The organism is Marinobacter sp. 1-4A, assembly GCF_016597725.1.
In the GTDB taxonomy this organism is placed as follows: domain Bacteria; phylum Pseudomonadota; class Gammaproteobacteria; order Pseudomonadales; family Oleiphilaceae; genus Marinobacter.
On record NZ_VCGY01000005.1, the window covers coordinates 292,315 to 303,599 of the forward strand.

The 11,285-nt window shown below is 53.5% G+C and carries 9 protein-coding genes; 4 read left to right on the top strand and 5 right to left on the bottom strand.

All coding sequences use genetic code 11. The annotated features are described in order from the left end of the window. From FE845_RS12965 to FE845_RS12975, 3 genes are all read left to right on the top strand, one after another. Nucleotides 1-1,050, top strand: a complete 1,050-nt coding sequence (locus FE845_RS12965) for an imelysin family protein (protein ID WP_227714314.1) — start codon at nucleotides 1-3, stop codon at nucleotides 1,048-1,050. 10 nt (nucleotides 1,051-1,060) lie between these two features. Further along, complete coding sequence (locus FE845_RS12970) at nucleotides 1,061-2,161, top strand: DUF1513 domain-containing protein (protein WP_200365283.1); 1,101 nt, start codon at nucleotides 1,061-1,063, stop codon at nucleotides 2,159-2,161. Between the two features lie 194 nt (nucleotides 2,162-2,355). Next, on the top strand, nucleotides 2,356-3,657 hold the full coding sequence (locus FE845_RS12975; protein ID WP_200365465.1) for an MFS transporter: 1,302 nt from the start codon (nucleotides 2,356-2,358) through the stop codon (nucleotides 3,655-3,657). A 25-nt stretch (nucleotides 3,658-3,682) separates the two neighbouring features. On the opposite strand, the gene FE845_RS12980 is transcribed toward FE845_RS12975, so the two are convergent. From FE845_RS12980 to FE845_RS12995, 4 genes are all read right to left on the bottom strand, one after another. After that, on the bottom strand, nucleotides 3,683-4,054 hold the full coding sequence (locus FE845_RS12980) for a DUF4870 family protein (RefSeq protein ID WP_200365285.1): 372 nt from the start codon (nucleotides 4,052-4,054) through the stop codon (nucleotides 3,683-3,685). Nucleotides 4,055-4,125: 71 nt separating this feature from the next. Continuing rightward, nucleotides 4,126-5,766 carry a methyl-accepting chemotaxis protein gene (locus tag FE845_RS12985; RefSeq protein ID WP_200365287.1) on the bottom strand — a complete coding sequence of 547 codons (1,641 nt, stop codon included), beginning with the start codon at nucleotides 5,764-5,766 and terminating at the stop codon, nucleotides 4,126-4,128. Nucleotides 5,767-5,982: 216 nt separating this feature from the next. Then, entirely contained in the window at nucleotides 5,983-8,013 is a 2,031-nt protein-coding gene (locus tag FE845_RS12990) for a PhoX family protein (protein ID WP_200365289.1), read from the bottom strand. A gap of 206 nt (nucleotides 8,014-8,219) precedes the next feature. Beyond that, nucleotides 8,220-8,510, bottom strand: a complete 291-nt coding sequence (locus tag FE845_RS12995) for a hypothetical protein (protein ID WP_200365291.1) — start codon at nucleotides 8,508-8,510, stop codon at nucleotides 8,220-8,222. A gap of 271 nt (nucleotides 8,511-8,781) precedes the next feature. On the opposite strand from FE845_RS12995, the gene FE845_RS13000 reads away from it, so the two are divergent. Continuing rightward, the gene (locus tag FE845_RS13000) at nucleotides 8,782-10,086 is read left to right on the top strand and encodes an alkane 1-monooxygenase (RefSeq protein ID WP_227714316.1); all 1,305 of its coding nucleotides are present in this window, start codon (nucleotides 8,782-8,784) and stop codon (nucleotides 10,084-10,086) included. A 265-nt stretch (nucleotides 10,087-10,351) separates the two neighbouring features. Here the strand turns inward: FE845_RS13000 and FE845_RS13005 are convergent, their stop codons facing one another. Further along, nucleotides 10,352-11,131: a crotonase/enoyl-CoA hydratase family protein gene (locus FE845_RS13005; RefSeq protein WP_200365293.1), complete on the bottom strand. Its 780-nt coding sequence runs from the start codon at nucleotides 11,129-11,131 to the stop codon at nucleotides 10,352-10,354. Nucleotides 11,132-11,285 lie beyond the last annotated feature (154 nt).

The window sequence follows — 11,285 nt, forward strand, 5'->3', positions numbered from 1 at the left end:
ATGAAGCGACTGGCACTGACTCTATTTCTGGCCTCATCACTGACCGCCGTGCCACTAATGGCGGCAGACGACAAGAACGCTAGTGACCCGACCGCTGTTTATCGAACACAATGGCATAAAGATATTCTGGCGGGCTACCAGAGCCTGGCAACACAGAGCCAAAAACTGGAAAGCCAAGCGCAGACCTACTGCCAAAGCCCGTCCTCTGAAGAGCTGGAGGCAACTAAGCGCCTTTGGTTGGATGCGTTTCTCGCGTGGCAGCAGGTACGTTTTATAGATTTTGGGCCTGTAGAAGAAAATAACCGTGCATGGCAATTCCAGTTCTGGCCAGACCCCAAAAATTTAGTTGCCCGCAAAGCCTCTTATTTGCTCAAAGACGAGGCACCCATCACACCTGAAAAAATTGGTGAGTCCGGCGTCGCCGTACAAGGCTTTCCAATGGTTGAATACCTGCTTTACGACCAGACATTCAGAAGCAGCGAACGAGCCCTTCCGGCAGGGCGTAGTTGTCAATTACTGGTTGCCGTGACCCGTCATATCGCCCGCAACGGCGAAACACTGGCTAACGATTGGAAGGGGTTTCAGGGCAACTACCTTGGCAGCGAGCAGTACACAGATACAACTATTCGCGCCGCCATGGCTGGGCTGGAAATTCTTGAAGAACGTCGTCTGGCTACACCCATGGGCTTGCGCGGCAATGGCAAGCGCTCGGTTTACAGCGCTGATGCATGGCGCAGCGGAGCCAGCCTAATCGCCGCAGACGCAAGTGTTCAGGGGCTAAAGAATCACTTCCTGCCGGCCTTTGCAAAGCTCCTTAACGATCGTGGGCAAACCGACTTAGCTAAACGGATCGAGCAACAATTTGAGGAAGTACTCGCTAACTTTCCCGAGCTCGATCGCCCGATGGCGCCATTACTGTCTGACGACAACGCATTTAAACCCCTTCAAAGCCTATATATAGACCTCACACAGCTCACGGCTCTGGTGAACGATCGGGCTGCGGTTGAGCTTGGGGTTGTGCGCGGCTTTAACTCCAGCGATGGAGACTGAGGAGCAGCCAATGCCTGAACTGACTCGCAGGAACCTGATGAAGGCCACGCTTGCTGGTAGCGCAGCACTCTCGCTCTCAGGTTGCGGCATGCTACCTCGCAAAGCTGACAGCAATAGCCCACAGCAGTACACGGGGGCAATCGGTTTGACAGACGGCAGTTTTGCAGTGGGTGCCATAGCCCCAAGTGGGCAAATGCTATGGCAGGCCCCGGTAAATACTCGCTGCCATAGCGGCTGCAACCGACCGGGCACCGCCGAAGTACTGTTCTTTGAACGCAGGCCTGGCTGGGCGTTCTACGTACTTAACAGCAAAACGGGTGAACAACGACACCACATTGAAGCGGCCAAAGGCGAGCATTTTGTAGGCCATGGTGTATTCTCACCAGACGGTCGTTATTTGTACGCTCCCGTTAACCGCTATGAGCCCGGAGAGGGCATTATCGCAGTTTACGATAGCCATCAACATTATCGACGGGTGGATACCTTTGAGCTGAACGGCATAGGCCCGCATCAGATCACTATGCATCCAGACGGCCAAACACTGGTGGTGGGGTTGGGAGGTATTCTTACTCATCCGGATTACGATCGCATCAAGCTAAACCTGCCCACCATGAAGCCCGCACTGGTGATGATGGATAGAGTCTCTGGCGACATTCTCGCCCGGTTCCGACCATCCCACCACCAACTCAGTACCCGGCATGTCGATGTGGCGCCAAACGGCACCGTTTACGCAGCCTATCAATACCAAGGCCCAGCCCACGAGCTTCCGCCGCTCGTCGCCCGCTACCGGAACGGGCATTATGAAGAGATTGACTTTGGTGAGTCAGTTCACCGGGAGCTGGGCAATTATATTTCCAGCATAATCGCACATCCGGAGAACGAACTGGTCGCCATTGCCTCCCCGGTTGGAGGCACAGCTCTAGTCTTCAATGACCGCACTGGAGAGGTTATTGAAAAAAGCGCCATTGCAGATTGTGCCGGCGTTGCAGCTCTGGCAGACGGGGATTTTCTAGTGTCTTCAGGGCGTGGCAAGCTGGTTCGTATGGGCAAGGGAAAGCCGGGAGTAGAGATCGCTAGCATGCCCGTTCAGTGGGATCATCACCTGGTGTAATAGCCGCCAATCTATACTTTAAGAGTTCAGGCCGTATTCCGGGGTTCAAGACTGCATTCCGGGGTTCAGGCGCGCCAGCCCGGCTGGTATCCTTGGCTATCCATTTTCCGGAGGACGCCGGCTTGTCCCAGCAACAGACACCTTCACAGAACAACATATCGTCACGAGAAAGCACCGACGCAGCAACCGGCACTCTGGAGCGGTCAGTTGACCGGCTCTATAGCCTGATTGCCAACGAAGAAGATGCCCGTGTCTGCAAAGACATCCCGGCGGAAGCCTGCCATGTGGTACCTCGAAATTTCTTCCTGATTTTGGCAGCCAACGTGCTCACCAAGCTGGGCGACCTGCTGATCAGCCCCAAAACGGTGCTTGCTTGGTTGATGAGTGCCATTGGAGCACCCGCACTGGTGGCATGGCTTGTACCCATCCGAGAGTCCGGCTCCATGGTGCCCCAGATGATGATCGCAGCCTGGGTTCGCCGTAAACCTGTGCGCAAATGGTTCTGGACCCTCGGCAGCTTTGGTCAGGCGGCCAGTGTTTCGGCCATGGCTGCTTGCGTCTGGTTTCTTGACGGCTATACCGCCGGTGGCGGCATTATTGCTGCGCTGATTGTGTTTTCCCTATCGCGGGGCTTTTGCTCTGTGGCCATGAAAGACGTGCAGGGAAAGTGCATCCCAAAAACTCGCCGGGGCAGGCTCTCGGGCCTTGCGGCCACCATAGGCGGTACTGCTACTGTTGTTTTAACAGTGTTACTGTTCTGGGAGCGTGGCGACCCCACTTTGGCGTTTTATAGCCTGCTACTTCTGCTTGCCGCCGCACTGTGGATCATTGCCGGGCTGCTGTTTGCTGGTGTAGATGAGCACGACGGGGAGACCGGTGGTGGCGGCAACGCTCTCTCCGAAGCTCTGCATAGCCTTTCGCTGCTGCGCGATGACGCACCCTTTCGAAACTTTGTTATCACTCGTGCTTTGCTACTGTGCTCGGCACTGGCCTCACCCTATTTCGTGGTGCTGGCTCAGAAGGAATCAGATACTGGCTTAATGCTTGGCGTATTTCTTTTGGCGAGCAGTTTGGCCAGTTCGGTATCCGCGAGCTTTTGGGGCTGGATGGCAGATACCTCCAGCCGGCGAGTGATGATTCGCGGCGCTGCTATTGCCAGCGCGGTGTGTTTGGGCGTTGGCCTGACCGCCATGTTTGCCGGTACAGGTGTCGGCAACGGCTGGTTTTACCCACTCGCCTTTTTTACATTGAGCATTGCCCATGCGGGCGTGAGACTGGGCCGGAAAACCTACTTGGTGGACATGGCGGGGGGAAACAAGCGCACAGATTACACTGCCGTCAGCAATACGGTGATCGGCTTTTTGCTGCTTGCAACCGGAGGACTGACAGCGCTGCTCTCGCTGATATCAAACTCAGCGGTGATTGTGGTGCTTGGCTTAATGGGGCTGGCTGGTACTCTCAGTGCCATTCGGCTCAAAGAAGTGACCGAGGGCTAGGCTACCCAGCCCTCGGCTAGCTGTTTCAACCGGGTGCTTTGCCGTCATTCAACGCCAAGGCGCCCTTTACGATGCGGTAGATGACCCATATTGCTATACCAATGAGAATGAACCACCCGATAATAATAAAGCTGGTTACAACACCAATAACGGTCCACAGCAAGCCTATCCAGAAGGTGCGAATCTGCCACCGGAAGTGAGGCTCAACCCAAGTGCCGCGAACATCATCCAGTTTTATGTAATTGATGATTACACCCGCCAGCCCGGTAATGCCCCCTAGAAAAAACGATAACCCCTGAAGTATGTAGACAACAACCGCAAGATTACGTGCAGGATCAGTTCTGCGTGACAACTCATCCGAGTCTTCATCGACGGGAATGTATTCCGGATCAGCCAAGGCATCTCTCCTTTTTAGGTGTAATTCGAGAGTTTATCACAAGCCATTGAGCGGTTTTCCCAGCCTCAGGATCAGTGATTATCCGGACGGTACCCAAGCCGGAAACCACCCCAATGCCGTCCATTCACATATATCGGTACCGAAAGATCATGCATAACTTCGCCGGTATCGCGCCTATAGGTCTGCAGCAACATATCGTCGGTATGGCTGCCACAACGGATGCCTGTACGGTCATTAAACAAACGCTTGCTGCGACTACGCACCAGATCAACATCTGGGTCACCGGTGGGCGCATGGGCAAAATCCCTGTTATGGGTGGGAATGTAGCCATCCGGAGTTGCGACAATCGCAAATACCAACGCAGGATGCGAAGCCTTTACCTTTTCCTGAACCTCAGGCAAAAACTGATCGGTAAACGCATCGAAGCTGCTTGAATATTTGGCAGGCTGAGTACCGGGGATCGGTTTTCTTGTTTTATCAAACAACGTGTTCTCAGTGAGCTTGCCATCGCGCACAGCCTTCTCAAAAATTTCTCCGATCTGCTCGGCGCCCGCACGTGCCTGATCGTAAAAAAACCGGTGATAGCTGGAACCACTATTTAATGCAAAGGCCGCGTTGCCTACTTCCGCAAGCTCCATCAACGTAGCGGCCTGTTCAGCAAGAGAAACAACGTTGGTATCACTTTCTGAGATCTGGTCCCTAACGGTTTCAATGGCAGAAAACACATGAGTTAGGCTGACCTCGTTGTTCTGGTCAATTTCCGCAATGCGTGCCACCTGTTGCTGCACGCGATCTGACTGATCCCGTATTTGATCAAGCCGCTCGCCAACGGTTTCTACGGAATCCAAGCCCTCCTCTACACTGCGGGCTAAGTCTTCGATGCGGGTCACAATCAATGCCGTATCGGAGCGAATCTCCTGCAGAGTTTCTGCCACCTCACCTGTAGCCTGAGCCGTGCGCCCCGCCAGCTGCCGAACCTCATCGGCAACCACGGCAAAGCCGCGTCCCTGATCACCGGCCCGGGCCGCTTCAATGGCCGCATTCAGTGCCAGCAGATTGGTTTGTTCAGCAATTCCTTGAATGGTCGCGGTTACACCCTGAATCTTGTTGGATTTATCGTTAAGCTCTTGAATTAGCCGCAGGTTTTCACCGGACTGCTGATGTACAATCCGAATGCTCTCGATGGCCGCGGTCAGCGCCTGACGACCTTCGGTACTGGCCTGCCGATTCTGCAGGGCCATGGTGGAGGCTTCCGTTGCTTGCTGTGAGGATTCCCGCACGGTTTCAGTAATCTGCCCCGCATAATCTGCCATCTGGGCAGTTTCTTGAACTTGGCGCTCAAGCTGCACTTTGAGCTGATCGGCAGCGAAAGATACCTGCGCCGCTGAAATGGCATTTTTATCCGCACTTCCGGAAAGCGCCTCCACTAAAGCCCGTCCGGATTGGGCGTCAGCAAGAAGCGCCTGACAGCGGGATCGAAGTGGGTGATCTTCCTCCAGTGCGCCACTGTTCAACTCATCGATGCCACGGTCAATCGGCTCCAAAACTCTAACAACCAGAAAGCCCGCAGCGGCCACAAGGCCGACAACCAAGCCGATTACCAGCGATGTCGGGTCCAAACCTAACAAGGGCGCCACCAAAGCAGAGGCAAGCGCAAGAACGATGCTAATGGCGCCTCCCCAAAACACAGTTGCACGATCAAGCAACCCCATAAAAACCTCGTCATTGTTATTGTTACTGATGGGTACACGGTTATCCGGCCAATTTAGAGACTAGGGAATTAAAGCGGGTTAATAACTCATACTTTAGTTGATTTAATGAATGTAACGGCCAAATTGGGCCCTTCTTAAGCAAAAAAACCGCAAACCCCGCGTGCCTTTTTGATCAGGCCGCCGAGTTTGCGGTTCTCGAGGAGGTTAAATCTTCGTTCAGGCGCCGACAACACCGTTATCGTTGCGGGTAACGATTACGGTTGCGTCCCGAGGGTGGTCGCCTTCGTTTCCGAAAGGCCAGTCCTTCGCTGGGTGCTGAATATTCACAAACATGGTTTTAACATCCGGCGTGGTTACGACTCCCGTCACCTCACAACCCTGAGGCCCCACGAAGAAGCGCCTAATATCCCGGGTGGCGGGGTTGGCGGCCAACATCATATTATTCTGATACGGCGGAGCGTCGGAGCCATCGGTTTGAATCCAAAGACGGCCATTGTAATCAAACCACAAACCGTCCGGGCTGTTGAAGATATTGTCATCGGTAAGCGACACAACGACTTCTCCGTCTACGACCGTTTCTGTCCCCTGAGCCCCGCCAAAGACAAATATATCCCACTGGAAGCTTGTGGCTGCAAAGTCGCTGTTACCTTCGCTCCAGCGAATGATATGACCCGTGCGGTTCTCTGCCTGAGGGTTTGCGGCATCAACCTGTTCCTCGGTGCGCTTGGAATTATTGGTTAGGGTGAAATAGACCTCACCGGTATTAGGATCGACCGCGCCCCACTCTGGCCGGTCCATGGGTGTAGCCCCGGCAATATCTGCAGCCAAGCGCGTATTCAAAAGAACATCGGCCTGATTTTCAAAACCCTCAAACTGCACATCGCCCACCTTGGTGCCCTGCGCAGCTTCCACACGGGCCATAAACGCTGAATCATCAAGTGATAAAGAGAGCCAGTCGCCGGAGCCATCTTCGTTAAAACGCGCAACGTACAGGGTGCCCTCATCTAACAAGTAACCACTGGCAGTTGCAGCGTAGTATTGCCGTGAAGAAACAAACTTGTAGATATACTCAAAACGCGAATCGTCGCCCGAATAGCAAACCACCGGTTTGCCTTCTTCTACCGGCGCAAAGATCACACCCTCATGCCCAAAACGACCAAGAGCGGTGCGCTTCTGAGGTTTGCTCTCGGGCGTAAACGGATCGATTTCGACCATGTAACCGAAGGTGTTGGCCTCGTTACGATAGTCGTCCACAGCGCTCTGGGCAGTGGGTGTTACGTTGAACCTAACGTATTGATCATCGCCACCTTCAGCAAGCTCCCAGTCATAGCGACTGGCACTTCCAACGCCATGGCGAGTTTGTTCCCGTGGTTGCGTTGCAGAGCCGTTAGCGAAGTAACCGTGCCAGTTCTCCTCCGCCGTAAGATAAGTTCCCCAAGGCGTCGAGCCCATTGAGCAGTTGTTCAAGGTACCGCGAGTTTGAGTGCCATCTTTACTGAAACGAGTTGCAAGCTTCTGGTAACCACGCACCGGACCGCGAATATCCATCTCGGTGCCACCGGTAATCCTGCGATTGAAAGGGCTTCCGAACACAACATCCCAGTTGCCCGCACTGTCTTGTTTTATATGCACAACTGACACGCCGTGAGCAGCTACTTCCTTACGCACTTCATCGGTAGGGCGCATGTTATTCGAGGTATAAGTAGGGCCGTCTGGGTGCAGAGCGCTTTGGTTGATGTACTCATGGTTCATCACCAGCAGCCCCTCGTCAGAACGGTTGCCACCAGCTTTGAAGTCAATCGGAAAGAAATGCATCCCATCGTGGTGCATGCCTACCTGCTCTTCTTGATCCGCCCCCGAGTTAGAGGCGTCGGCCCTAAAAGCCGGGTAGGAACCAGTAATCGGCGTTCCCCAAGGCAAGAACGCTTGGGCGGTATAGCCTGTAGGCACCACGACAGAGTTCGCAGTTGAAACAGCCACCGCTTCAAATCCAAGTTCGGTTGTGTTGACCGTATCTCCATCTGGATCGGCTGTTCCGTTTCCGTCATCATTCTTGCTATCACTTCCACAACCCGCAAGCCCAACACCCATAAGGCTGGCCAGAGCTGCACCAACGCCACCTTTCATCAGAGTTCGACGCTGCATGCGCGTCGCGAGCACGTCTTGGAAGGCTCTGTTGCCGGCATGGTTCACAACAGGTTCGTAATCGGGATCCAGATAATTGGGATCAAGGTCATGCTTGGCCATATTTTGTCTCTCTTTGTCTTTCTCGATATTCAACAAACGGGGTGTTGTCGGAAAGGCAGTGTCGGCGGGAGAGATGACAATATGGGGACAGTAAAAAGACAAAACCGTTAATCTTTTCTACAAAACTAACGGTTTTGGTGTGCTCTAACAGGAATGCCCAAGCGCAGATGATCCGCGCCGGGGCAAATAAGCGAGGATTTGGCCGCTTATTTGGTTACCTCGTCATAACCTTCCTCAATGGCATCGCCTGCATCTTCAGCAGCCTCGCCCATTTCTTCGCCAGCGTTTTCGACGCCTTCTTTCATTTCGCCGAGTACGCCTTCGTCTTGGCCGGTGGCTTCTTCATAAGACTCTTCAACCGAGTTGCCAGCATCGTCCATTATTTCTTCAGCGTTGTCCGCGGCTTTCTCAAAATCAGCTCCTTCATCCTCGGAGCTGCAAGCAGCAAGACCCAAAGTCAAAAACATAATAAAAGCGCTGAGAGTTAACTTATTCATCACATATCCCTCTGTTGGTAAACGTTTGTAACCGTGTACAGGGTAAGGCCATGTTCGACACCACACAATTACTTGCAGATTACCCTTTATTTAGCCAATGCCTCTAAAACTGCCCGAAAAGCCCTGAAAATTCAGGATCGAGCGGGCCAACCCACACACCCGAACCCACCTTGTCATTTTATGCCAACCTCCAAAACAATCTTTATTATTGTTGCATTGCTAGATTGTCCGACATAAATTAATGGAACGCGCACTGCAATGGAGAAAAACAATGAACGCCAAAACTCATGACACCGTCGGTTTAAAATCCGATTCGAAAACAGCGAATCAACCAGTAGAGAACCCCACAGCAACCGGCGTTGCTGGAAAGTGGAAAGACCCTAAGCGCTACCTCTGGCTACTCGGGCCAGCCCTACCCGGCATAGGTTTAGCGGCGCTAACCGGTTACGCGATAGCACCTAAAAAGCTCAAGGCGCTTGCTTGGACTGGGCCAGCGCTGGTTCATGGAATTATCCCAGCGTTGGACCGGGCCATTGGAGAAGACAAAAGTAATCCGCCGGAATCGGCGGTTAGTTCTCTGGAACAAGACAAGTATTACAATCGCATTGTTAAGGCATTCATTCCCACCCAGTATGCAATGACGGTAATGGGTGCTTGGCTTGCTAGCCGCAAAAATACCCCAATAGAGGACAAGATTGGCCTAACGCTGACTGTTGGCGCCATCAATGGTGTTGGCATTAACACAGCGCACGAGCTGGGCCACAAATCCAATAAGTTCAATAAGTTGATGGCCATGGCTGCATTGGCACCTACGGGCTATACCCATTTTGTGGTTGAGCATAACTTCGGCCATCACAAGCGCGTTGCGACGCCGGAAGATCCGGCCAGCAGCCGTATGGGCGAGAGCTTTTGGAAATTCTTACCGCGTACAGTGTTTGGCGGTATGAAGTCTGCGGTGAAGATTGAGAAGGAACGCTTGGGCCGCAAGGGCAAGGGGTTTTGGTCCTTGGATAACGAGCTTTTACAAGGCTGGGCCATGAGCGCTGGTTTCTTTGGCGCGACGACCTTGGTTTGTGGGCCACGGGCCGTTCCGTTCCTCGCGGCTCAAGCGGTTTATGGTGCCAGTTTGTTGGAGAGTGTGAATTACATTGAGCACTACGGACTACTGCGCCAGAAAGATAAAAACGGGAAGTATCAACGTACCCAACCTGAGCACAGCTGGAACAGCAATCATATTGTGACGAATTTGTTTTTGTATCAGTTGCAGCGTCACTCAGACCATCACGCCCACCCGCAGCGCAGTTATCAGGCTTTACGTCATTTTGAGAAGGCTCCGCAGTTACCGGGTGGCTATGCATCTATGCTGATGCCCGCTTATGTACCGCAGTGGTGGTACGAGACGATGGATAAGCGGGTGATTGAGCACTACGAGGGCGACCTGAGCAAGATCAACTGGGATCCGGATCGCAAGGCGGAGTTGATGGCTAAGTATGCAGATTATGCAGCTGAGGTGGCGGCTAAGGCTGCTGCTCGTCGGGAGGAAGAGGCTAGTTCGCCTTCGGAGAAGGCTGCCTGACTCCAAACATTCGGAAACTCGATTTCGGGGTTGCTGGCCTCGAACTTTTGGTGCGGGCCGCCGGTGGGCTCTGCCTCTCAGGACACGCTGTAAATCCCCCTGCGGGGTCCGGCCAGCAATCGCAGATTGCTATCGTTCAACTGCGCATGAAGCTGCGCTTCATAAACGCTTGCTTCACCCCTGTACGCTTGACGGCAGCATCCTTGCTGCCGACAGTCCTGAGAGGCAGAGCCCACCGGCAGCTTCAAACTTCGCAGCGCCTGCCTTACTTTCCTTGGAACACTGCTTCTCGCCGTTCGAGGAAAGACTGGATGCCTTCTTTTACATCCTCACTGGCCATCACTGGCTGCAGATCCGGGAACAGTCGTTGCTTGGCGGCTTCCTGACCTTCGCTTACCGCGATTTTAGAGGACTTCAGGCTGCCTCGCACACCCAGAGGTGCCGCATTAGCGATCTTCTCTGCAATTTTCAGGGCAGCATTAAACTGCTCACCCGGCTCGACCAACTCCTGTATCAAGCCCCACTCGTAAGCTTGCTCTGCCGTCCATTCATCGCCGGTTAGAAGGTAGCGCTGGGCATTGCCCCAGCCGATTTCACGCTGCAGGCGTATGGTCGCGCCGCCGCAGGCGAAGATGCCACGTTTGACTTCTAACTGTGCAAACCGGGTGCCTTTTGCTGCAACACGAATATCTGTGTTCAGCATCATCTCAACACCGCAGGTAAAACAAATGCCTTGGGCAGCGAACACCACCGGTTTGCTGAGGCCGTCGCCGGTTATATGAAACGGATCCAACTCCCCTTCAGCTGGTTCTATACCCTCACCGTTTGAAAACACACCTGCCCAGTCGTCTAACTGCAAACCGCTGGTGAAATGGTCGCCTTCGGCATACATCAGCCCCACTCTCAAATCGTCATCGTGTTCCAACTGGTAATAAGCCGCAGCGATTTCGTGGTACATGGCGCGGTTCATGGCGTTCATTTTTTCGGGGCGGTTTAGCCCTATGAGCAGGATTTGGTTTTTCTTCGTTACCTTAACCAAAGACATGGGTATCACCTTTTGTAAGCAGTTCGTCAGTTCCAGACAGCGAACTCCAATAGTTTGAGGCTTAGCTGGGTGGTGCAGACTCCCGGGAATGTCGGTGGCCAAGGATGGCCACCGACATTCCCTACATGGGCGAGGCCGAGCGCTTATGAAGCGA

What these genes read in the sequence shown, in the direction of transcription:
- FE845_RS13000 (WP_227714316.1), top strand. Translation starts at nt 8,782, where the DNA reads ATGAACGCCAAAACTCATGACACCGTCGGTTTAAAATCCGATTCGAAA.
- FE845_RS12970 (WP_200365283.1), top strand. Translation starts at nt 1,061, where the DNA reads ATGCCTGAACTGACTCGCAGGAACCTGATGAAGGCCACGCTTGCTGGT.
- FE845_RS12985 (WP_200365287.1), bottom strand. Translation starts at nt 5,766, where the DNA reads ATGGGGTTGCTTGATCGTGCAACTGTGTTTTGGGGAGGCGCCATTAGC.
- FE845_RS12990 (WP_200365289.1), bottom strand. Translation starts at nt 8,013, where the DNA reads ATGGCCAAGCATGACCTTGATCCCAATTATCTGGATCCCGATTACGAA.
- FE845_RS13005 (WP_200365293.1), bottom strand. Translation starts at nt 11,131, where the DNA reads ATGTCTTTGGTTAAGGTAACGAAGAAAAACCAAATCCTGCTCATAGGG.
- FE845_RS12965 (WP_227714314.1), top strand. Translation starts at nt 1, where the DNA reads ATGAAGCGACTGGCACTGACTCTATTTCTGGCCTCATCACTGACCGCC.
- FE845_RS12995 (WP_200365291.1), bottom strand. Translation starts at nt 8,510, where the DNA reads ATGAATAAGTTAACTCTCAGCGCTTTTATTATGTTTTTGACTTTGGGT.